At 72.2% G+C, this 21,360-nt stretch carries 25 protein-coding genes; 16 read left to right on the top strand and 9 right to left on the bottom strand.

Annotated elements, in window-relative coordinates:
- Positions 1–26 precede the first annotated feature (26 nt).
- The gene (locus SS2_RS00630; protein WP_369405196.1) at positions 27–914 is read left to right on the top strand and encodes an EamA family transporter; all 888 of its coding nucleotides are present in this window, start codon (positions 27–29) and stop codon (positions 912–914) included.
- Here SS2_RS00630 and SS2_RS00625 read toward each other — a convergent pair.
- Positions 844–2,517, bottom strand: coding sequence for an amidohydrolase (locus SS2_RS00625; RefSeq protein ID WP_066460335.1), 1,674 nt, complete (start codon positions 2,515–2,517; stop codon positions 844–846). The genes SS2_RS00630 and SS2_RS00625 overlap by 71 nt on opposite strands.
- 159 nt (positions 2,518–2,676) lie before the next feature.
- On the opposite strand from SS2_RS00625, the gene SS2_RS00620 reads away from it, so the two are divergent.
- Positions 2,677–3,288, top strand: a complete 612-nt coding sequence (locus tag SS2_RS00620) for an ArsR/SmtB family transcription factor (RefSeq protein ID WP_083941441.1) — start codon at positions 2,677–2,679, stop codon at positions 3,286–3,288.
- The gene (locus tag SS2_RS00615; RefSeq protein ID WP_066460333.1) at positions 3,269–4,579 is read left to right on the top strand and encodes an MFS transporter; all 1,311 of its coding nucleotides are present in this window, start codon (positions 3,269–3,271) and stop codon (positions 4,577–4,579) included. Before SS2_RS00620 ends, SS2_RS00615 begins: the two co-directional genes overlap by 20 nt.
- Here SS2_RS00615 and SS2_RS17710 read toward each other — a convergent pair.
- Entirely contained in the window at positions 4,549–5,577 is a 1,029-nt protein-coding gene (locus SS2_RS17710; protein ID WP_217995550.1) for a DUF2599 domain-containing protein, read from the bottom strand. The two genes, SS2_RS00615 and SS2_RS17710, sit on opposite strands and share 31 nt — an antisense overlap.
- 38 nt (positions 5,578–5,615) lie before the next feature.
- On the opposite strand from SS2_RS17710, the gene SS2_RS00605 reads away from it, so the two are divergent.
- Both SS2_RS00605 and SS2_RS17260 read left to right on the top strand, forming a co-directional pair.
- A complete protein-coding gene (locus SS2_RS00605) occupies positions 5,616–6,272 on the top strand; it encodes a 4'-phosphopantetheinyl transferase family protein (protein WP_066460326.1) in 657 nt (218 codons plus the stop codon).
- Between the two features lie 105 nt (positions 6,273–6,377).
- Entirely contained in the window at positions 6,378–6,734 is a 357-nt protein-coding gene (locus tag SS2_RS17260) for a hypothetical protein (RefSeq protein WP_157607138.1), read from the top strand.
- A gap of 22 nt (positions 6,735–6,756) precedes the next feature.
- On the opposite strand, the gene SS2_RS00595 is transcribed toward SS2_RS17260, so the two are convergent.
- Complete coding sequence (locus tag SS2_RS00595) at positions 6,757–7,476, bottom strand: GNAT family N-acetyltransferase (protein WP_083941435.1); 720 nt, start codon at positions 7,474–7,476, stop codon at positions 6,757–6,759.
- Between the two features lie 161 nt (positions 7,477–7,637).
- Here SS2_RS00595 and purL point away from each other — a divergent pair, with 161 nt between their 5' ends.
- The 6 genes from purL to SS2_RS00565 all read left to right on the top strand — a co-directional run bounded on the left by purL (position 7,638) and on the right by SS2_RS00565 (position 14,184).
- Positions 7,638–9,971, top strand: a complete 2,334-nt coding sequence (purL, locus tag SS2_RS00590; protein ID WP_066460322.1) for a phosphoribosylformylglycinamidine synthase subunit PurL — start codon at positions 7,638–7,640, stop codon at positions 9,969–9,971.
- 89 nt (positions 9,972–10,060) lie between these two features.
- The gene (locus tag SS2_RS00585) at positions 10,061–10,639 is read left to right on the top strand and encodes a GNAT family N-acetyltransferase (protein WP_066460320.1); all 579 of its coding nucleotides are present in this window, start codon (positions 10,061–10,063) and stop codon (positions 10,637–10,639) included.
- Between the two features lie 90 nt (positions 10,640–10,729).
- Positions 10,730–11,677, top strand: coding sequence for a cation diffusion facilitator family transporter (locus SS2_RS00580; RefSeq protein WP_066460318.1), 948 nt, complete (start codon positions 10,730–10,732; stop codon positions 11,675–11,677).
- A 64-nt stretch (positions 11,678–11,741) separates the two neighbouring features.
- Positions 11,742–12,668 carry a D-hexose-6-phosphate mutarotase gene (locus SS2_RS00575; protein WP_083941430.1) on the top strand — a complete coding sequence of 309 codons (927 nt, stop codon included), beginning with the start codon at positions 11,742–11,744 and terminating at the stop codon, positions 12,666–12,668.
- A 44-nt stretch (positions 12,669–12,712) separates the two neighbouring features.
- Positions 12,713–13,501, top strand: a complete 789-nt coding sequence (locus SS2_RS00570; protein WP_066460314.1) for a hypothetical protein — start codon at positions 12,713–12,715, stop codon at positions 13,499–13,501.
- Positions 13,498–14,184 (top strand): DUF4166 domain-containing protein, encoded by a 687-nt coding sequence (locus tag SS2_RS00565; protein ID WP_066460312.1) that lies wholly within the window; start codon positions 13,498–13,500, stop codon positions 14,182–14,184. The genes SS2_RS00570 and SS2_RS00565 overlap by 4 nt, the downstream gene beginning before the upstream one ends.
- A gap of 192 nt (positions 14,185–14,376) precedes the next feature.
- Here the strand turns inward: SS2_RS00565 and SS2_RS00560 are convergent, their stop codons facing one another.
- The gene (locus SS2_RS00560; protein WP_066460307.1) at positions 14,377–14,925 is read right to left on the bottom strand and encodes an HAAS signaling domain-containing protein; all 549 of its coding nucleotides are present in this window, start codon (positions 14,923–14,925) and stop codon (positions 14,377–14,379) included.
- The gene (locus tag SS2_RS00555; RefSeq protein ID WP_066460305.1) at positions 14,922–15,260 is read right to left on the bottom strand and encodes a PadR family transcriptional regulator; all 339 of its coding nucleotides are present in this window, start codon (positions 15,258–15,260) and stop codon (positions 14,922–14,924) included. The genes SS2_RS00560 and SS2_RS00555 overlap by 4 nt, the downstream gene beginning before the upstream one ends.
- 129 nt (positions 15,261–15,389) lie before the next feature.
- Here SS2_RS00555 and SS2_RS00550 point away from each other — a divergent pair, with 129 nt between their 5' ends.
- A complete protein-coding gene (locus SS2_RS00550; RefSeq protein ID WP_066460304.1) occupies positions 15,390–16,025 on the top strand; it encodes a hypothetical protein in 636 nt (211 codons plus the stop codon).
- Here the strand turns inward: SS2_RS00550 and SS2_RS00545 are convergent.
- On the bottom strand, positions 16,019–16,630 hold the full coding sequence (locus tag SS2_RS00545; protein WP_066460303.1) for a helix-turn-helix domain-containing protein: 612 nt from the start codon (positions 16,628–16,630) through the stop codon (positions 16,019–16,021). The two genes, SS2_RS00550 and SS2_RS00545, sit on opposite strands and share 7 nt — an antisense overlap.
- Positions 16,631–16,677: 47 nt before the next feature.
- On the opposite strand from SS2_RS00545, the gene SS2_RS00540 reads away from it, so the two are divergent.
- Together SS2_RS00540 and SS2_RS00535 are read left to right on the top strand one after the other, a co-directional pair.
- Entirely contained in the window at positions 16,678–17,577 is a 900-nt protein-coding gene (locus SS2_RS00540) for a class I SAM-dependent methyltransferase (RefSeq protein WP_066460302.1), read from the top strand.
- An 81-nt stretch (positions 17,578–17,658) separates the two neighbouring features.
- On the top strand, positions 17,659–18,294 hold the full coding sequence (locus SS2_RS00535; protein ID WP_083941424.1) for a GNAT family N-acetyltransferase: 636 nt from the start codon (positions 17,659–17,661) through the stop codon (positions 18,292–18,294).
- Positions 18,295–18,408: 114 nt separating this feature from the next.
- Here SS2_RS00535 and SS2_RS00530 read toward each other — a convergent pair whose 3' ends face one another.
- The gene (locus SS2_RS00530) at positions 18,409–19,224 is read right to left on the bottom strand and encodes an MBL fold metallo-hydrolase (RefSeq protein WP_066460300.1); all 816 of its coding nucleotides are present in this window, start codon (positions 19,222–19,224) and stop codon (positions 18,409–18,411) included.
- A 123-nt stretch (positions 19,225–19,347) separates the two neighbouring features.
- On the opposite strand from SS2_RS00530, the gene SS2_RS00525 reads away from it, so the two are divergent.
- Together SS2_RS00525 and SS2_RS00520 are read left to right on the top strand one after the other, a co-directional pair.
- Positions 19,348–19,848, top strand: a complete 501-nt coding sequence (locus SS2_RS00525; RefSeq protein ID WP_066460298.1) for a mycothiol transferase — start codon at positions 19,348–19,350, stop codon at positions 19,846–19,848.
- Positions 19,845–20,705, top strand: a complete 861-nt coding sequence (locus SS2_RS00520; RefSeq protein WP_066460294.1) for a protein-ADP-ribose hydrolase — start codon at positions 19,845–19,847, stop codon at positions 20,703–20,705. Before SS2_RS00525 ends, SS2_RS00520 begins: the two co-directional genes overlap by 4 nt.
- Here the strand turns inward: SS2_RS00520 and crcB are convergent.
- Both crcB and SS2_RS17550 read right to left on the bottom strand, forming a co-directional pair.
- Entirely contained in the window at positions 20,681–21,058 is a 378-nt protein-coding gene (crcB, locus tag SS2_RS00515; RefSeq protein WP_066460292.1) for a fluoride efflux transporter CrcB, read from the bottom strand. The genes SS2_RS00520 and crcB overlap by 25 nt on opposite strands.
- Positions 21,055–21,315 (bottom strand): fluoride efflux transporter FluC, encoded by a 261-nt coding sequence (locus SS2_RS17550; RefSeq protein WP_066460291.1) that lies wholly within the window; start codon positions 21,313–21,315, stop codon positions 21,055–21,057. Before SS2_RS17550 ends, crcB begins: the two co-directional genes overlap by 4 nt.
- Positions 21,316–21,360: the final 45 nt, after the last annotated feature.

Here is a 21,360-nt window from a genome sequence, read left to right as displayed (position 1 = left end):
GTGGGCCACCGCCCTAGAGTTGTCCCGTGAATCGCATCCCCGCTCCGGTCTTGTTCATCGTCTCGGGGGTCACCCAGTACGTCGGTGCGGGCTTCGCGGTGGGGCTCTTCGACGTCGCGCCCGCGGCATCGGTGGCGTGGGCGCGGATCCTCGTGGCCGCGCTCGTGCTGCTGGCCTGGGCCCGGCCCTGGCGGGTGCGCTGGGACCGGCGCCGGCTGCTGGCCGCGGTCGCCTTCGGCACCGTGCTGGCCGCGATGAACGTCACCTTCTACGCCTCGCTGCAGCACCTGCCGCTGGGCACCGCGGTGGCCATCGAGTTCGTGGGCCCGGTCCTGGTGGCCGCGCTCACCGGCCGCGGCGTGCGCGAGCGCGCGGCGATCGCCCTGGCGCTGGCCGGCGTCGTGCTGCTGGCGGGGGTCACCCTGGCGTCCCCGTCCGACGACGCCGCGCTCGGCCTCGTGCTCATCCTGGCCGCGGCGGCGTGCTGGGCCCTGTACATCCTGCTCGGGCGGAAGGTCTCCGCCCAGGGCACCGGGCTCGCGCCGCTGGCGCTCGCGATGGCGGCCGGGGCCATCGTCTCCGCCCCGTTCACGGCTGCCGGTGCGGTGCCGCTGGTGACCGACTGGGCCTTCCTCGGGGCGATCGTGGCCATCGCGCTGGCGTCCTCGGTGGTGCCCTACGCGATCGACCAGGTGGTGCTGCGGCGGCTCTCGGCAGCGCAGTTCGCCATCCTGCTCGCCATCTGGCCGGCCACCGCGGTGGCGGTGGGCGCGGTAGTGCTGCGCCAGATCCCCAGCGGCTGGGAGGTGGTGGGGCTGGTCTGCGTGTCCGTGGCGATCGCTCTCACCAGCCGCCCGGCACCGGCTGTCCCGCCGGGAAGTCGACGCCGCCGACCATCGACCCCCGCACCGTGACCTCGGCGAGCCGCTCCGGGTCGGTGGCCATCTCGTAGGGGTCGGTGTCCAGGACCGCCAGGTCGGCCATCTTGCCCGCCTCCAAGGAACCGATCTCCGCGTCAGCGCGCAGCAGGTACGCCCCGCCGAGGGTCACTGCGCGCAGCGCCCCGTCGAGGCTGATCCGCTCCGTCTCCCCGAGCACCCTGCCTGACGGCGTGCGCCGGGTGGCCGCGTACATCGCGGTGAGCAGCGGGCTGAGCGGGGTGACCGGGGCGTCGCTGTGGAGGGAGATCTCCAGCCCGCAGCGCAGCGCTGTGGCGGCGGCGTCCATCCGGGAGGCCCGGTCGATGCCCACGGTCCGCTCGGCGTGCTGGTCGCCCCAGTACCAGAGGTGGTTGGAGAAGATGTTGGCGCCGGCGCCGAGCTCGGCGAGACGGCGGTACTGCGCCGGCGTCGTCATCTGGGAGTGGGTGACGGTGTGCCGGTGACCGGGCTGCGGGGCGTCTACCAGGACGCGGGCCAGGGTGGTGATGAACAGCTCGCTGGCCTCGTCGCCGTTGCAGTGCACGTGGATCTGCAGACCCGCCTCGTGGAAGGTCCGGAACGCCTCCTCATAGGTCTGCGGGTCGATGTTCCAGATCCCGTTGGCGCGCCCGCCCAGGTAGCCCGGCTCCTGCAGGCGTGCGGTGAACCCCTGGATGGACCCGTCGAGGATGAGCTTGACTCCGCCGTAGCGCAGCTTTGTCCCGGGTCGCGCGCGCAGGGCGACCAGGCGCGCTGCGGCCTCGGGGAAGGGGCGGGCGTACGGGGCGTAGAGGAACTGGTGGATCCGTGCGGGGAAGGACGGGTCGCCCACCACCGAGGTCCACATCGCGACCGCTGCGTCGTCCATCGGGTCGACGCTCGCCAGGTCGGTCACGGTCGTGGCGCCTACGTTGCGGGCCAGCGCCCCGAAGCTTCGGATGGCACCGGCGTCGATCGTGGTGCGCTGACCGAAGGCGCGGTACAGCGAGGTGAGCGCGAGGGCGCGCAGCTCTTGCAGCTCCCCGGTGGGGCGTCCGGCGGCGTCGGTGATCACCCCGGCGGTCCCGGTGTGCTGATTGATGCGGTCCAGCGCGATGGCGGCCGAATTCACCGTGGCCATGTGCAGGCTCGCGTGCATGACGATGATGGGCCGGGTCCTCGAGACGCGGTCGAGCACCTGGGCGTCGAGGCGGGCGCCGGTGAAGTACAGGGGGTCCAGGCCCCAGGCGATGAGCGGCTCGGCGGGATCTCTCAGCGTGGCCTCGGCCCGGGCCAGCTCGGCGACGATCTCGTCGACCGTGCGGCATGCCGCCGACTGGCGGCCGTCGGGCTGAGGCCGGGGGAAGTAGCCCACGTAGGTGGCCCGCCACATCGCGCCGGCCGACGCGTGGGAGTGCGCCTCGACGAAGCCGGGCAGCAGCACCGAGTCCTCGTAGCGGCGGTCGATGCGGGCCGGGCTGTAGGAGGCGAGCTCGTCCAAGGAGCCGACGGCGCGGATGCGGTCTCCGCGCACGGCGATCGCCTGGGCGGTGGGCCGGGCGGGGTCCATGGTCCGCACGAGCCGGGCGGGGTAGACGACGAGGTCTGCAGCGACCATGAGTGGGCTCCTGTCGGGACGGGCGGCGTCGGGCGACCGGTACGAGCGCTTCCGCCCATCGTCGCACCGGGACGGTGCTCGGGCCTGGGGGCCGGTGACAGCGGACCCTGATCGGCAACACTCATTGCACAAGAAGTCTTGTGGAAGTAGCATCGGAGCATGTCAGACCACACTGACGCCTCCACGCACGGCGCCGAGCCGCCCCTCGCCCGCACCACCGAGGCGCTGCGTGACCCACGCTCGCTGCGCGCACTAGCCCATCCGCTGCGCCTGCAGCTGCTGGGCATCCTGCGCAGCGACGGCGCCCACTCGGTCGGTCAGCTCGCCGACCTCGTCGACGAGGCGCCCGGCACCGTGAGCTACCACCTCGGGACCCTCGCGAAGTTCGGCTTTGTCGTCGAGGCGCCTGACCGGGCACGCGATGGACGGGAGCGGTGGTGGCGCGCCGCCCACAGCCACACCGAGTTCGACCCGGCCGCCCTGCTCGCCGACCCGGAGCAGTACGGCGCGGCCCGCGCCCTGCAGCAGGTGATCCTCCAGTCCTACCTGGGAGAGCTGCTCACCGCCCTCGACGCCGAGCCGACCCTCGACCGCGAGTGGGTCGCCGCGTCCACCCACTCCGACTCCTTCGCCTACCTCACCGCCGAGCAGCTGAGCGAGCTCACCGCTGAGCTCGCCGCGCTCTCGCGCAGGTGGGAGGCCGCGAGCAACCCGAAGGACGACAGTGCCAAGCCGGTCCGGTGGATTGTCCATGCCTTCCCGCGCGCCTGACCGAGCCGGCGCCACGCGCGACCGCGTGCCCCTGCTCGCGCTGCTGACCGCGTCCTTCGTCTCCCGTGCCGGGAACGCCGTCACGGCCATCGCCGTCCCGCTCTACGTCTTCTCCGACACCGGGTCGGCGCTGGCCACGGGCATCGCCGGGGTGTGTGCCACCGCTCCGGTCATCATCGGCGGGGCGCTGGGCGGGGCGCTGGTCGACCGGGTCGGCTACCGGGCGTCGAGCATCGTCGCCGACGTCGCCAGCGGGGTGACCGTGCTCGCCCTGCCGATCCTCGCGGCGACGGGCAGGCTGCATCTCGGGGTGCTCCTCGTCCTGGTCTTCCTCAGCGGGCTGCTCGACACCCCGGGGGACATCGCCAAGACCGTGATGCTGCCCGAGGTGGCCGCGCGGGCCGGCACGCCGCTGGCCCGCGCGGCCGGGGCGCAGTCGGCAGTGCAGCGCAGCGCCTCGATGGTGGGCGCCGCGGTCGCCGGCATCCTCATCGGCGTGCTCGGAGCCCCGGGGGCGCTGTACGTCAACGCGGCGACCTTCGCGGTGTCGGCCCTGGTGATCGCCGCCCTCGTCCCGCGGGCTGAGCCCGAGCAGTCTCCCGCAGGAGACGCCCGGGTCGAGGTCGGGTACTGGCGGGACTTCGCCGAGGGGTTGCGCTGGCTGTGGTCCACCGCGCTGCTGCGGGCGATCGTGCTGCTCGTCATGGCCACCAACGCCATCGACGCGGCCGGCCTCACCGTGCTGTTCCCGGTGTACGCCACCGACCGGCTCGCCTCCGCCTCGGCGCTCGGCTTCATGATCGCCTGCTTCGCCGGCGGGGCCCTGACCGGTGCTGTGCTCTTCGCGGCGGTCGCGCACCGCGCCTCCGGGCGCGGGCTGTTCGTGGTGTTCTTCGTGGTGGCCGGGGTGCCGCCCTATGTGGCGATGGCGCTCGACCTCCCCTTCGCCCCGCTGCTGGTGGTCCTGGCCGTCTCGGGGCTCGCCGCCGGAGGGATCAACCCGATGGTCTCGACCGCGCTCTACGGGCTGGTGCCCGAGGCCATGCGGGCCCGGGTCTTCGGTGCGATGAGCGCCGGGGTCTCCGGGGCGATGCCGCTCGGGGCGTTCCTCGGCGGGGCGGCGGTGTCCGCGATCGGGCTCACCCCCACCCTGGTCGCAGCCGCCTGCCTCTACGCGGTGGCCACGCTCACCCCGCTGGTCGGCCCGCACTGGCGCGGCCTCGGTGCCGCGGTGCGCGCCGCGTCGCCCGACGCCGCAGATCAGGTGGGGTTGCAGCGGGCCGCGACGTAGGCGAGGTAGCTGACGTCGGGACGCCAGGGCTCGAGGTTCCAGGTCGCCTTGTCCGGGGCGCCCAGCTGGTGACATCGGAACTGCTTCTCCATGGCGGAGGTCTGCGCCGTGGGTTCGCGGCGCACCACGTCGGCCCAGCCGAGGGCGTAGCCGGTCTGCCCGGACACCCGGCCCCACGCTGACGGCGTCACCGCGAGGGACTCCCCGCCCTCGCGGGTGCCCCACTCGGTCCCGGCCACCACGGAGGCCCCCAGGTGGACGGTCACGGTGAGCGGGCCGGTGAGCGGACCGGCGGTGGGCCCGGCGGTGGACCCGGCATCGAGGACGAGGTCGACGACGACGCCGTCGGGTGCGTCGGAAGCGTCGGTGGGGGCGCCCGCGTCGGTGGACGCACCGTCCGCGGCCTCCCAGGTGGCGTCGAGCGCGGCCCCGGCGGAGTCGAGCACCTCCGGCGCGGCGAAGCCGACGACGAGGTCGCCGGCCGCGGACACGACGGCGCCGGTGTCGTCGGGGGCGAGCGTCACGGTGCTCCCGGGCGCCGCGGTGACGGACAGCCGAACCAGCGGCGCCCCGGCGTCGCCGGACCCGGACGTTCCCTGGTCCGGGGCGGGCAGCGTGGCGGTCAGGACCAGGCCGGAGTCGCCGTCGGAGGCCGCCGTCGCGCCGCCAGCCGGGGTGGCCGCCGCCGTGAGCGCGGGTGCCTCAGAAGTGCCGGTGACCTCGACGTCGATCGCCAGCGCGGGGCCCGCAGGGGCGGACGCGCCCGGCGTCGGGCTGGGCGGTGCGCTCTGGGACGCGCTGGTGCTCAGCCCCGACGGGTGGACAGCGGGGGAGGGGCGGGTGGAGCATGCTGAGAGAGACAGCGCAGCGACGACCGACACCGCGGCCCAGCGTCGGGCGGCACCGGAGCGGCGGCTGCTGTCCACCCGGGCAGGCTGCGATCCGCCCGCACCGGGAGCGTGACCGGCCGTCGTCGGGCGGGTGCGTGAACGTCTCACCGTCTCTCCTCTCCGTGCCTCGTGGAAGGTGCCGCCAGATGTTCACTGAGACTGATGTCTGCGTGAGCTGGGGTGCGACCCTCGACGGACCTGAACTCTATGCCGCCACGCAGCTGCTCGACGCCGGAGAGCGCCGCCGCGCAGGAGCGCTGCGCGACGCCGGAGCGCACCGTCGCTTCGTCACCGCGCACGCGATGCTCCGGGTGCTCGTGGGACGGCAGATCGACGTCGACCCTCGTCTGCTGACCTTCACCCCGCTCGGGGCCTACGGCAAGCCCGAGCTCGTGTACAGCCCCCACCGGCTGCACGTGAACCTCGCCTCCGCCGCGGAGCGCGTGGTCTGCGCGGTCACCGAGCACGGGCCGGTGGGGGTGGACGTGGAGTCCCACTCGGTCATCGCCGACGCCAACCGCTTCGGTGAGCTGGACCGGATCCTGCTCACCTCCGCGGAGCGGCGCCAGCTCACCGAGACCGGGGACCGGGTGAGCTCGCTGACCCGGTGGTGGGTGCGCAAAGAGGCCGTGCTCAAGGCGAGCGGTGAAGGGCTCACCGTCGAGCCGACCACCTTGCAGATGAGCGCCCCGCACGAGGCGCCCCGCCTGCTCGCCTGGCAGGGGCGCCCCGTCCCGGCGCTGTGGATGTCTGACCTCGACGTGGGGGCCGGCTACGAGGCGGCGGTGGTCGTCGTCACCTGAGCCACACGTGCTGATCTGATGTGCAGGATGAAGTGCAGCCCAGATGCTCACGTCGGTCGGTCTGGTGTCGATCGTCAAGAGAAAGGTACTAGCAAGGAGGCGGCGGTGGCCGAGATCCGGATCGATGCGAGCACGACGAAGCTGGGAACTATCGGCAGGGGATCGGTTGCCCCGAATGGATCACCAGCACAGCAGGCTTATGACAGGGCGGTCAAGCAGTTGGCCGTTGCGCAGAAGAAGCTTGCGCAAGACGTCGTCGACCGAGCTCCCGAGGAGACTATCGAGGTTGATCGGGCGATGGTCGAGATGGCTGCGGCGGCCGTTGCTGCGGCCGCCGCAGCCCTCGCGCGTGAGCAGAGCAGGGCTCAAGAGGCCCACGCCCCAGCCGCAGCACCTGCCGAGGGCGTGAAGCGTTCACCCAGGGCTGGTCACCGTCTAGGAGATATCGACCTCGACGCCTGACGCGACCGACGCAGACGGTTGATCACGGCTGAGCGTCCAGGCCCAGCAGGCCCCGCACCCCGTCGACGCCGTGCAGCGTCACCTCAGGGCGCAGCGCCTCCGGGCGCGAGTCCCACGCCGCGCGATCGAGCAGGTACCGCAGCGACACGGTCGCGGCGTCTTCGCGGGCCAGGACGTCGCGGCCGTTGGGCTGGTAGCCGATCTTGCGGGTGACCGCGTTCGAGGCGGCGTTGTCCTCCCAGGCGGCGGTCGTCGCCACCTGGGCCCCCAACCCCTCGAAGGCGAGGTGCAGGATCATCAGGCGCATCCGCGTCCCCACGCCCGCGCCCTGGTGGCGCAGGCCGAGCCAGGAGCCGGTCTCCAGCGCGCCGGTCACGGCGAAGTCCCGCCCGACCATGCCCTGGACCCCGAGCACCTCGCCGTCGCGGACGACGGCCAGCTCGACGGTCCACTCCTTGGGGGTGATCCGCGACCGCGCACCCCACTGGAAGGTGAGCACGCTCCGGGCGATCTCCGACGGCTCGCCGCGGCTCCACGGGAAGTTGAACGGCATCTGCTCGGGCTCGTGGATGCCGTCCCCGGCGAGCTCGGCCAGCTGGAAGAGCAGCGGGTCGTCGAGGTAGCGCAGCTCCAGGTCGCCGGAGACGACCCGCAGGTCGGTCAACGGCCACGGCGAGGTGGGCTGCGAGGCGGGCTGTGCAGGGGGAGTGGGCGGGGTGACGGGGGGCTTCGGCGGGACCATCCGTGCACGTTTCCACAGGCAGGAGCCACCGTCAACAGAAATTGCCTGTGCTGCGGGGACGGTGGTGAGACGTGGGTCCGCCCCCTCAGCCCCGCGGCTAAACTGAGCCTCGTCTCGGCCAGCCGTGCTCCGCCCCAGGGCACATACCGATGAGGGATCTGATGACCGCCCCCAGCAAGCCCACTCTTGACACCGTCGACCACGCTGCGGCGACGCCGGACGAGAGCCAGCCCTTCGCAGCGCTCGGCCTCAAGCCTGAGGAGTACCAGCGCATCCGCGACATCCTCGGCCGCCGCCCCACGGCCGCCGAGCTCGCCATGTACTCGGTCATGTGGTCTGAGCACTGCTCCTACAAGTCCTCCAAGGTCCACCTGTCGAAGTTCGGTGCCAAGACCACCGACGAGATGAAGAAGCACCTGCTCGTCGGCATCGGTGAGAACGCCGGCGTCGTCGACATCGGCGACGGCTGGGCTGTCACCTTCAAGGTCGAGTCCCACAACCACCCCAGCTACGTCGAGCCCTACCAGGGTGCGGCGACCGGGGTCGGCGGGATCGTCCGCGACATCATCTCCATGGGCGCGCGCCCCGTCGCCGTCATGGACCAGCTGCGCTTCGGCGCGGTCGACCACCCCGACACCGCGCGCGTGGTGCACGGCGTGGTGGCCGGCGTCGGCGGCTACGGCAACTCCCTCGGCCTGCCCAACATCGGCGGCGAGCTCGTCTTCGACAGCTCCTACCAGGGCAACCCCCTCGTCAACGCGCTGTGCGTCGGCGTGCTGCGCCACGAGGACATCCACCTGGCCAACGCCTCGGGCGTGGGCAACAAGGTGGTCCTCTTCGGTGCGCGCACCGGCGGCGACGGCATCGGCGGAGCCTCCATCCTCGCCTCGGAGACCTTCGAGGACGGCGTGCCGGCCAAGCGCCCCAGCGTCCAGGTGGGCGACCCCTTCATGGAGAAGGTGCTCATCGAGTGCTGCCTCGAGCTCTACGCGGCCAAGGTCGTCGAGGGCATCCAGGACCTCGGCGCGGCCGGGATCTCCTGCGCCACCTCCGAGCTGGCCTCCAACGGCGAGGGCGGCATGCACGTCTGGCTCGACGACGTGCTGCTGCGCGACCCGTCGCTCAACGCCGGCGAGATCCTCATGTCCGAGTCGCAGGAACGCATGATGGCCGTGGTCACCCCGGACAAGCTCGACGACTTCCTCGCGATCACCGGCAAGTGGGACGTCGAGACGGCCGTCGTCGGTGAGGTCAACAACTCCGGCCGCCTGACCATCGACCACCACGGCCAGCGGATCGTCGACGTCGACCCGCGCACGGTCGCGCACGAGGGCCCGGTCTACAACCGCCCCTACGCCCGCCCGTCGTGGCAGGACGCCCTCAACGCGGACACCGTCGTGGCCGCCGCGCTGGCGCGCCCGGAGACGGTGGAGGAGCTGCGCGCGACCGCGCTGCGCCTGCTCGGCTCCCCGAACCTCGCCTCCAAGGCGTGGGTCACCAACCAGTACGACCGCTTCGTCCAGGGCAACACCGCCCTCGCCCAGCCCGACGACGGCGGCGTCATCCGCGTGGACGAGTCGACCGGCCTCGGCGTGGCCCTGGCCACGGACGCCAACGGACGGTACGCCAAGCTCGACCCGCGCACCGGCGCCCAGCTCGCCCTGGCCGAGGCGTACCGCAACGTCGCCACGACCGGTGCGCGCCCGCTCGCCATCACGGACTGCCTGAACTTCGGCTCCCCCGAGGACCCGGACTCCATGTGGCAGCTCGTCGAGGCCATCGAAGGCCTGGCCGACGGGTGCCAGACCCTCGGCGTGCCCGTGACTGGCGGAAACGTCTCGCTGTACAACGGCACCGGTGAGCCCGGCCAGATCGACTCCTCGATCCACCCGACCCCCGTCGTCGGCGTCCTGGGCGTGCTCGACGACGTCTCGCGCGCCACCGGATCCGGCTGGCGGGCCGCGGGGGAGACGATCTTCCTGCTCGGCACCACGCGCGCCGAGCTGGACGGCTCGGCCTGGGCCGACGTCGTGCACAACCACCTGGGTGGCCTGCCGCCCAAGCTCGACCTGGCCGCTGAGCGGTCCCTCGCCGAGGTGCTCATCAACGCCACCCGCGACGAACTGGTCGACGCCGCGCACGACCTCTCCGAGGGCGGGCTCGTGCAGGGCCTCATCGAGGCGTGCCTGCGCTTCGGTGTGGGTGCTCGCGTCTCGATCGACGCGCTCGTCGCCCGTGACGGCGTGACGCCCTTCGAGGCGCTGTTCTCGGAGTCCACCGCCCGTGCGCTGGTCTCGGTGCCGCGCGGGGAAGAGGTGCGCTTCGTCGACGCCTGCGTCGCCCGCGGCGTGCCGTACCTCAAGCTCGGCGAGACCGGCCACGCCATCGAGAGCACTGACGGCGCCGAGGCGCTCGAGATCACCGGCCTGTTCACGCTGCCGCTGGACGAGGCCCGCGAGGTCCACACCGCCACGCTGCCGGCCATCTTCGGCTGACCTGGACAGACCCCGACGACGGCGGGCGGTGCGCGGACGAGAGTCTGCGCGCCGCCCGCCGTCCGTTCCCGATGAGGAGAGCACCGCTGATGACACGCCTGCCCGAGACGTTGACCGGTACCCGCATCGAGCTGCGCCTCCCGCGCCCCGAGGACGCCGAGCAGCTCTTCGCCGCGGTGTGCTCGCACGCGGCGGTGGCGCGCTACCTGACCTGGCACCCCCACGAGTCTGCTGACCAGACGCGGGGTGTGCTCGAGCAGATCATCCGCGCCAACGACGCGCAGCACCCCGAGGAGCAGACGTGGATCATCCACCTGGAGGGTGAGCCCGCCGGGATGTTCTCGTGCTGGTGGGAGGGTGGCGAGGTGGAGCTGGGGTTCTGCCTCGGGCCCGCGCACTGGCGGCGCGGGTACATGCGCGAGGCACTGGGCCTCGTCCTGGGAGCTCTGGCTCAGGACACGGCCGTCACGAGGGTCTGGGCCTCGACCGACGTCGACAACACCGGCTCCGCCGCGACGCTGCGCGGCGCCGGCTTCGAGCTGAAGGCCGAGCTCCCTGCGCACGCCGTCCACCCGAACATCGAAGCCGGTCCCCGGGACAGCCTGCTGTTCGAGGTTGACCTCACCGAGCACGACCCGCGCCCGAGGGTCCTGTCAGGACAGCGGTGATCTGAGCCTCACCCGGCACGAGTGCGACGTCGGGAGTTAGCCTGAGGGGCAGGCCGGCGGCCGTCGACCCAGGCTCATGGAGGCAGCGTCATGACGACCCACGAGCCCTCGGAGAAGGGCGAGAGCCTACGCACCGTGATCGTCGCCCTCGGGGCGAACCTGCTCATCGCGCTCGCCAAGACGGTCGCGGCCGTGGTGACCGGCGCCGCGTCCATGCTCGCCGAGGCCGCCCACTCCTGGGCCGACGCCGGCAACGAGATCTTCCTCTTCATCGCCCATCGCCGCGCCGCCAAGCCCGCCGACGCCCAGCACCCTCTCGGGTACGGGCGGGAGGTGTACGTGTGGTCGATGTTCGCGGCGATCGGCTTGTTCGCGGTGGGTGCCGGGGTCTCGATCACCCACGGCATCCAGGAGCTGGCGCACCCTGACCCGGCGGAGAACCTCGGCGTGGCCTACGTCGTGCTGGCGGTGGCCTTCGTCCTGGAAGGTGTCTCCTTCCGCCAGGCCTCCCGGCAGGCGCGGCGCGCCGCGCGCGCCCGGAACAAGGACCTGCTCGGCCACATCCTCGACACGAGCGACGCGACCACCCGCGCCGTCTTCTTCGAGGACGCCGCCGCGCTCGTGGGCCTGGTCATCGCGGCCGCGGGCATCGCTGCGCAGGAGTTCACCGGCTCGAGCGTGCCGGACGCCGTCGGGTCCATCCTCGTCGGGGTGCTGCTGGGTGTCGTCGCGATCGTGCTGATCGACCGCAACCGGCGCTTCCTCGTGGGCCAGCTCGCTGACCCCGAGGCTCGGGCCGCGGTGCTTCGCGAGCTGCGCGCAGACCCGGCGGTCGAGCGCGTCACGTCGCTCGTGCTCGAGGTGGTCGGCGCCGGTGAGATCCTCGTCATCGGGTCTGTCGACCTCGTCGGGAACGCACCCGAGAACGAGGTGGCCCGCGAGCTGGCGGCCGTGGAGCAGCGGCTGCGAGAACGGCCGGCGATCGTGGGGGCGGTGCTGTCCCTGTCCGAGCCGCACCTTCCCGGGCTCGAGGACTGACGCCCGGCTGCGGCACCGTGGCGCCTTCCGTCCGGCACCGCCCGGGCGCCTGTAGCGTCGGGGGATGACCTCGACGCCTGCGCCTCACCTGCCCCGCACGACCGACCTTCCGCCGTCCGTGACGCTGGCCGACGGTGAGGGCGGCCTGCCGGTGGTGCGGGTGGCCACCGCCGTCGCGACGGGGGAGGTGTACCTCCAAGGTGCGCACCTCACCGCGTGGCAGCCCGCCTGTGGGGACCCGGTGATCTGGCTGAGCGGCGCTGCGCAGTTCCGCCCCGGCGCGGCGATCCGCGGGGGAGTGCCCGTCTGCTTCCCGTGGTTCGGAGCCGGGCGCACCCCGGGGCTCGCGCCCGCCCACGGCTTCGCGCGCACCACCCCGTGGCGGCTGACCAACGCCGCCGATGACGCCGGCACGGTGACCCTCACCTTCGCTCTCACCCACGACGACGTCGCCGGCGCGCCGGGAACGGAGCACTGGTCCTTCGCCTTCGAGGCCGAGTACACCGTGACCGTGGGCGCCGCGCTGACCCTCGCACTCACCGTGCGCAACACCGGCGAGGAGACCTTCTCCTTCGAGGAGGCCCTGCACACGTACCTGGCCGTCAGCGATGTCCGCACGGCCACCGTCGCAGGCCTGGACGGCGCGCGGTACCTGGACAAGACCGCGCCCTCCGGCGCCGCTCCGGTCCTGCAGAGCGGACCGGTCACCTTCTCCGGCGTGACCGACCGCGTGTACCGGCGCGGGACGTCGCTGACCGTCACCGACCCCGGCGCGCGGAGCATCACGGTGACCCCCGGCGACGCCGCGGACACGGTGGTCTGGAACCCCTGGGCGGAGAAGGCAGCCGCGATGGCCGACATCGGAGATGAGGAGTGGCCCACCATGGTGTGCGTCGAGACGGCGAACGTCCTCGACGACGCCGTGACCGTCGCGGCCGGTGGCTCGCACACCATGAGCGTCACGTACGAGGTGGGGCCCGCCAGCCGGTGATCCATGCCCTGGCCTGAGGTGATGCCGCGGGTTACGCTCGCGCCATGCCGCAGCGCATCTATGTCGAGGCTCCGATCCGCGCCGCCATGCCCGCGCTCTGGGAGGCCACCCAAGATCCGGTGGCCCACGCCTCCTGGGACCTGCGGTTCTCCTCCATCACCCTGCTGCCCACACCGGCGGGGAGCCCGCAGCAGTTCCGCTACGAGAACCGCACCGTCCCTGGTGCCACGCTCACCGGCGTCGGCATCTCCCTCGGTGAACGGCACCGCCCGGACGGGTCGTGCACCTCCGCGCTGCGTTTCCGGGCGCACTCCCGGCTGTCTCCGATCGCCTCGGGCCACGGCTACTGGCGCTACCTGCCCGACGGCGCCGTGGTGCGCTTCGTCACCGGCTACGACTACGTGCCCGGATGGCAGGGCGCAGCACTGGACCGGGTGCTCGTGCGACCGGTCATCGGGTGGATGACGGCGTGGAGCTTCGACCGGCTGCGGCTGTGGCTCGAGCACGACGTCAACCCGCAGTCCGCGCTGGCGCGGACCGTCGTCGTGCATGGGGTCCGTCTGGGTGCGGCGACGGGCGTCGTGGTGCTGCTCGACGGCCCGCTCGCCTGGGCCGCCGCCGCGGCCCTGATCCTGCTGCCCGCGCCTGTGCGTCTCCCGCGAGCCCGGCGCTGCCTGCGACGCCCGCCGACGGGCCGGGCTGACACGCCGCCACGGATCTCCGACCAGGTCGACGAGGCCGCGCTCGCAGCGGTGGGGCCGTCACCCACCGAAGCCGTGTCGCCGCACAGTGCGCGGCCGGCACCACCCGACCAGGGGGCCTCCCGCTCATGACCGACTCCGTCTTTGCCCAGGCCCTCGGCAGCGACCTGGACCGGTTGCACCCGCAGATGCGACGACGGTTCGGGCTGACCCCGGACGGGGAGAACGCGTGCGTGGGCCGCGGGGTGATGGACGAGGTCTGGCGGGGTGCGGCGGTGACCGTGCCGTTCCTGTGGTTCGGTGCGTGGCGCAACATCCTGGTGCCCCGTGCGGGGACCCAGGTGCCCTTCGTCATCGAGAACTACTGCTACGTCGACTCTCTCGGACGGGACACGACGACCTTCGTGCGGACCTTCGAGTTCCCACGCAACCGTCGCAGCCGCTTCGACGCGACGATGGTCTACGACCGGCCCGCCGGCCGCGTGCTCGACTACCTGGGCACCCACCAGCACCTCGCGGTCGACCTCGACCTGTCCGTCGACGAGCGGGGCGGACTCGTGCTGCGCTCGGGCGCCCAACGGTTCTACGAGGGCCGGCTCGGTTTCTCCTTCCCGATGATCGCCAGCGGCACCGCCGAGCTGCACGAGTACTTCGACGACGGCGCCGGCGTCTACCGGATCGACCTCACCGTGAGCAATCCCCTGATCGGGCCGGTGTTCGGCTACCGCGGGTCGTTCACGTGCGACTTCTCCTCGATCGACGCGAGCGAGATCCCCTCGTCGGTCAAGCCGCGCCGCGAGGAGCCACGGGGCTGATCGGCGCGGCGGGGCACGGTCGGCTACGCCCGCGGGGCTTCTGGGTCCGTGGTGGCGCTCTGGGCCGGCGGCGCGGAGCGGTCGGCGCCCTTCCAGGGAAGCCGGCCCCGCCGTGCGCGCACCTGCGGGTTGGTCTGCAGCTCCAGGATGAGGAGGTCGTGGCGCAGTGCGCGCTCCTCATCCGGCGTGGGGTTAGTCGGCACTGGACTGCACGATCTCGACGTCGCCCGGGACAGGCTCCGGGGAGCTGGTGGCGAGCAGGAAGACCATGAGCAGCACGGAGACCACGATGGCGCCGATGCTGAGCACGATGCTGGTGCGCAGGAGCCCTGCCCGGTCGCTCCCCCTGCGCAAGGCCATGATCGCCAGGACGAGGGTGGCGACGGCGACGGTGGTAGCGACCCACGGGACCGCGAAGACGAGGATGAAGGCGACGACCGAGCAGCTCAGCAGGACCACCGGGAGCCACGGGTGGGATCCGTGGGCCGCAGGCGTGGGGGGAGCGGAGCTCGGGGCGGGCGTCGCCGTCGCGGCGATGCGCTCCACGGGGCCGAGGCTGGCCAGCACCGCCATGGTCGTGGCGGTGTCCTGCTCCGCGCCGTCGAGGGCTTCGTCGATGTGCTCACGGATCGATGCGAGGGTGTCGGTGCGCTCCTGCGGGTCGGTGCCGGCCAGGGCGCGGTCGAGGTCGGCGAGGTATGCCACGACCAGCGGATGCGTGTCGCGGGCAGAGGTGTTCATCGTGCGTCCTCCAGGATGGCGTCGACGGCATCACTGAACGGCTGCCAGGTCGCGATGAAGGCTTCGAGCGAGGCGATCCCAGCATCGGTGAGCTGGTAGTAGCGGCGAGGCGGGCCCGAGGTCGACTCCTGCCAGGTCGTCTCGACCAGTCCTTGGCGGCGCAGCCGGGACAGCAGGGGGTACACCGAGCCCTCGCTGGCGACGAGCTGGCTGGTGTGGAGGCGGGAGGCGAGGGCCAGGCCGTAGGACGGCTGGCCGCGCAGGCAGGCGAGGACGCAGTACTCCAGCACGCCCTTGCGCAGCTGGGTGAGAACCGCCTCGGAGGATGACGCCATGGGCCCAAGGTACCAGTACCTTGCACGGCTCGGTAGTGAACATTGATGGGAACCTTGCTTAGATGCGGATGGGTCAAACTGGACCCATCCCCACAGAGAGGCACGTCCATGAGGCTGAAGCGTCGAGCGATGGTGGCACTGTTGTCGGCTGGTGCAGTGATGTTCGCAGGTGGGGGCGCACATGCGAACGTCCCCGCAGAGCCTGCCGCGTCCTCGGTCACGAGCGCACCGGCGCCCGAGATCTCACCCGAGGTGGAGGCCTACCTCGACACGCTCAGCGCCGAGGACCGGGCGGAGTTCGTCGCGACCATGCTGCCCGCCACCACGACCCTGACCTACGGCGAGCAGCGGCCGGCGAACGCCGCGGCCGTCGCGAGCCTCAACGCGGCCAACGCGCGCGGGCTCACGGTCTCGCCCCGCGCCACGGGCTGCTGGACTGCTCGCGCCAACGGCAGCGCCAAGGCGCCCGCGGGCAACACGCTGTACACCTACTACCACGTGGGTCACTGGTGCGCGTCGGGATCCACCGTCACCTCGGCGAAGATCCAGGAACGTGGGGGCGAGACGAGCACGCCAGGCTGGCGCTGGGGCGGAGCCATCGCCGGCAGCTCGGGTGTGGTGGGAAACCAGGGGCGGTCGTACTCCCAGGTCAGCTTCATCCTCAAGGTGGGCCTGTGGGACGTCCAGAACCCCACGCCGTGCGTGCGGGTCAACGGCCTCTACAACGCGGCCGCGAGCACGTCCAGCACCTGCGGCATCTACTGACCTGACCGCTCATCTCCCGCGGGCGGCGCGCCTTGCGCCCGCGGGAGATGAGTGCGCTGGGCATCCTGGCTCAGCAGCAGGAGCACCTCGACCGGACCGCCGTGCGCGCCCACGGCGTGCGGGATCATCGTGGAGTACTCGGCGGCGTGACCGGCCTCGACGAGGATGAGCCGGTCGCCGAGGCGGAGCTCGGCGGTGCCGGAGAGCACCATGAACCAGTCGCGTCCGGCGTGCACGCCGAGCTCGTCCGTCGCGGGAGCCGGTTCCGTGATCCTCATCCGGGCGACCGTCATGTCGAAGGGGTTGCGCTCGCGGTCCAGGGTCCACACGGTCATCCCGCGCCGCTCGTCGCGCTCGGGGTGGATGACGACGTCGTCATCGTTGGGTCCCTCGACGAGCTGGTCGAGGGTGGTGCCGAGAGCGCGGGCGAGGGGGACCAGCTGGTCGAGGGCGATGCGCCGGCTGCCGGTCTCGATCCGGCTGAGGGTGGACGGGCTGAGGAAGCTGCGCGCGGCGAGGTTGTCGAGTGACCATCCGCGGGAGAGTCGCAGTGCCCGGATCCGCCGACGGACCAGGGCATCGATGTCCACATCATCTTGCGTCATACGCAAGAGTGTATGCGTCAGCCGCATGGCGGGTCTAGGTTGGACGTATGCACGCTCCCCACGACCACAGCCACGACCACAGCCACGACCGCGGCCGCAGCCATGCGCACGCTCACAGCCACGACGCCGCGTCCGTGCGGACCATCGAGCTCGACACGATCATCCACGCGGCCTTCCTCGCCGACGTCACGACGTGGCTCCGCAGTCGTGTCGGCGACCTCGCCGTGCGGCGAGTCCTGGACGTCGGCTCCGGCACGGGAGCCGGCACCGTGGCCTTGGCCGAGCAGTTCCCCGACGCCGAGGTCATTGCTGCCGACGTCTCCGACGTGATGCTCGAGCGTGTGCGCTCGCTCGCCGCCGAGCGCGGCCTCGCCACGCGCATCTCGACTGAGAAGGCAGACATCGCTGCGGACGTGACCAGGCTCGGGCGCTTCGATCTGGCGTGGGCGTCGGCCTCCCTGCACGAGGCGGACGACCCGGACCGGGCCTTCGAGAACCTCTTCGCCGCGCTCCGCCCCGGCGGGCTGCTGACGGTCGTCGAGATGGACGGGCCGCCCCGGGTGCTCCCGCTCGAGCTCGCGGACCTCGAAGAGCGCCTCCACGCCGCCTTCGAACCGGTCCGGCAGGGCAACGCTTACCACCTCGACTGGTCAGCCCCGCTCGCGCGCGCCGGCTTCGAGCTGGAGACGCTGCGGACGGTCGCCATCGAGGAGACCGTGGACGGCCACGGGCCGGCGGGAGAGTTCGCCACCCTGTTCCTGACGAGGATGATGAGCGCCGCGGCGTCGCAGCTCAGCGCACCTGACGCGGCGCAGCTGACCGCCCTCCTCGGCGACGGCCCGGACAGCCTGCGCCGGCGCAGCGACCTGCGGCTGCGCGGGTCGCGCTCGGTCTGGCTGGCCCGCCGGCCTGAGCAGCGCCCCCGACCTCGCTGGACTCCGCCCTGACCAGCCCGTCGATGAGTAGACTCAATCGCTCGCTGCGATCTGGGATCCGCCGCGCTGCCCGCACCTCGAAGGAGCTCACGCATGACCGTCTCGACCCGCCGCACCCAGACCAGCACCGTGGGCGGAGAGCCTCTCGAGGTCCGCTCGGTGCACCTGGACGACCCGCTCGTGCGGCCCTTGCTGGAAGACCTCGCGGCCGAGTACGCCACCCGGTACTCCGGCGTGCTCACCGAGGAGGAGCTGCTCCACGAGATGGAGGAGTACCCGGCCACGGACTTCGTCGAACCGGATGGCGCCCTCATCATCCTGCTCGTCGGCCCGGCGCCGGTCGCCGGCGGTGCCTTCCGGCGCCGCACGGAGCCCGAGCTCGGCGACGTGCGCCTGAGCGCAGCCCCGGACCGCGTGCGAACCGAGGACGGCACGCCCGCTGTGCCGACCGCAGAGCTCAAGCGCATCTGGACCCACGGTGCGCACCGTCGTCGCGGGTTGGCCAAGGTGGTGCTCACCGAGCTGGAACGCCGAGCCGCGGCCCTCGGCTACGAACGCCTCTACCTCACCACCGGTCCGCGCCAGCCCGAGGCGGTCGCCCTCTACATCGCCGCCGGGTACACACCGCTGTTCGACACCGCCGTGCCCGCCGAGGAGTTCGGCCCGCTGGCCTTCGAGAAGTGGCTCTGTCCAACCACGCCAGCGGCCCTCATGGCCCCCGGCATCTGACGTAGAGAACCACCGACGCCGACGGCGTGGGGCACGCGAGCATGCCTGTCACCGGTGCCCCACAACCGACCTGTGGACCGAGGCGGACAGCGGCCGGGCGGCGGGGTTCACCGCTCACTCCGGCGGGGTGCCGCGCAGCCAGTCGATGTAGCGGCGCAGCGACCAGCCGACGACGGGGCGCGCCGTCGCGTCGATGATCCCGAAGGCGCCGTAGAGACGGTCGAAGCGCAACCCCATGACGGTGTCGAGGATGCGCTGCACCGCGACCTCGGGCAGCGGGATGTTGTTGACGAAGCTGCGCATGACGTTGACCGAGGCGCGGTCCGCACCCACGGCCACGGTGTCTCCGGTGAGCAGCGCGCCCCGTCCGGCTGCGCCGTCGGGCCAGTGCAGCACGGAGCTGCCGGCGAAGTGCCCGCCGCACTGGTGCATGGTCAGGCCGGGCAGGACGTCGACCGCCCCGTCCCACAGCGTGATGACCGGGTCGGGGCGGCGGATCCACTGGGCGTCGGCAGCGGCCACGTACACCGGGGCGCCACCGAAGGCGTGGCTCCACTGGATGGAGGAACCGGTCAGGTGCGGGTGGCTCGCGGTGACCGCGGCCACCCCGCCGAGGGCCTCGATCGCGGCGACGGCGGCGTCGTCGACAAGGCCGGGCGGCTCCCACAGGACGTTCCCGTGGGCGGTGCGCACCAGCAGGCCGCGCTGGCCGATGCCCAGACGCGGGACGGCCTCGACGCTGAACAGGTCGGTCTCCAGCTCCTCGACGGCCACCCGGTAACCCTCGGCCAGGAGCTCTTCGCGGGTGGTCCACCGCTGTCCACCGACGGGCAGGTACTGCCGTTCGTCGGCGCAGATCTCGCAGATCAACGCCGGTGCGTCGGTGTCGGGGTGCTCGATGGCGCAGTTCGCGCAGGTCCAGATGGTCACGGGTCCTCCTCCAGAGCGGGTCGTCCCCCCAGTGAAGCGCCTCCGGCGACCATGAGCGTCTCGGGGCGCAGGCCCTGGCACCAACCCCCGCTGCCAGCAGGGCTGAGCAGCTATCGTGAAGAGATGAGCTCAGCGATCGAGGTCCTGTCCGGACAGTACGAGACGATCGGCGAGGGGGTGGCCGCCGTCGTCGAAGGCTTGACGCCCGAGCAGCTCGCCCACCACGTCGCCCCCGGTGCCAACACGATCGGCTGGCTGGTCTGGCACCTCCTGCGGGTGCAGGACGACCACGTGTCCGACGTCGCCGACCGCGAGCAGGTCTGGACGTCCGGCGGGTGGGTGGACCGCTTCGGGCTGCCCTTCGAGCGCGACGCCACCGGCTACGGGCAGTCCGCCGCCGAGGTCGACGCCGTCCGGACAGAGGCCGGGCTGCTCGCCGGCTACGGCGCAGAGGTCCTCGCGGCCACCCAGTCGTTCCTCGCCGGGTTGTCCGAGCCTGACCTCGACCGGATCGTGGACGAGTCCTGGGACCCGCCGGTGTCCCTCGGTGTCCGGCTGCAGAGCGTCATCGGCGACGACCTCAAGCACCTCGGCCAGGCCGAGCTGCTGCGCGGGCTGCTGTGACGGCCGCCCTCGTCGACGAGCTCGTCGACTACTTCCAGACCGAGGCCGCCGGCCTGGCCCCCGGCCTCCCCGCCCACGGCACCCTGCCCGACGACGCCACGCCCGCCCAGAAGCGTGAGCACCTCGCCGCTCTGCTCACCGTCCGCCCGCCGCTGCCCATCCCCGCGCCGGTCCAGGCCAGCCTGGACGCCCTCCTCGACGCCGAGGCGGCCGCCCGCCCGCTGGTCGAGGTCAACGACCTGCCCACCCTCGCGGCGTCGGGCATCACCGGGCCGCTGGCGCAGGTGATCCTGTGGCAGGGCGACATCACGACCTTGCGGGTCGACGCGATCGTCAACGCCGCCAACTCCCAGCTGCTCGGCTGCTTCGTCCCCGGCCACCTGTGCATCGACAACGTCATCCACGCCGCCGCGGGCCCCGGTCTGCGCCAGGAGTGCAACGAGCTGATGATCGCCCAGGGGCACCCCGAGCCCACCGGCAGCGCCCAGCTCACCGACGGGTACCACCTGCCGGCGCGGCACGTGATCCACACCGTCGGGCCGATCGTCGCTGACCACCAGCCCACCCGCGAGCACGCGGCCCTGCTCGCCTCCTGCTACCAGGCCAGCCTGGAGGTGGCGCGCCGCGCCGGGGACCGGTCCATCGCCTTCTGCTCCATCTCCACCGGGGTGTTCGGGTACCCGGTGCTCGACGCCGCGCGGGTGGCCCTGACCACGATCGGGACCTGGCTCACGGCCAACCCCGACGTCGGGATGCGGGTGGTCATCGACACCTTCAGCGACCGGGACACCGACGCCTACCGCCAGGCGCTCGCGGACGCCCCGCACAGCTCTCAGAGCGAGGCACCCCAGCGGTAGCCGGCATAGGCCAGGGCCACGCAGACCACGAGCACGCCGATCGAATATGCGAAGGCGGTGGAGTACTTCTTCTCGCGGATGAGCTGGACGGTCTCGTAGCTCGCCGTGCTGAAGGTGGTGTACCCACCCAGGAAGCCGGTCCCGATGACCGCGCTCACGTCGGTCGAGGCGATCCTGCTCACGACGAGACCCGTGAGGATGCCCAGCACGAGCGACCCGGACATGTTGATGATCGCGGTGGGCCACGGGAAGGTGGTCTTGACCCGGGACCGGATGAGGCCGTCGACCACGAATCGGGTGCCGGCACCCACGCCGCCGGCGACGCAGAGCAGGAGGAAGATGCCGGGCGTCATCGCGTGGTCCCTTCACGGGTCTGCTTCTGGGCGTTGAGCTTGGCTGCCACCACGATGCCGAGGAAGGTTGCGATCGCACCGACCACCACGGTGAGCAGGACGTAGAGGACCGCCAGGTCCACGCGCGACTTGTCGAGCAGGACGGCGGTGTCGGTGGCGAGGGAGCTGTAGGTGGTGAACCCGCCGCAGAACCCGGTGCCCAGGAGCAGCTTCAGGCGCGGACCTCGAGGATCACCGGGCAGGCGCCTGTACGACAAGCCCGATCGAGGCCCAGCGCAGATAGCTAGGCCGCGTCGTGGTGT

The organism is Sanguibacter suarezii NBRC 16159 (assembly GCF_001552735.1).
Taxonomy (GTDB): Bacteria; Actinomycetota; Actinomycetes; order Actinomycetales; family Cellulomonadaceae; genus Sanguibacter; species Sanguibacter suarezii.
This window is presented reverse-complemented; position numbering and strand designations above follow the sequence as displayed.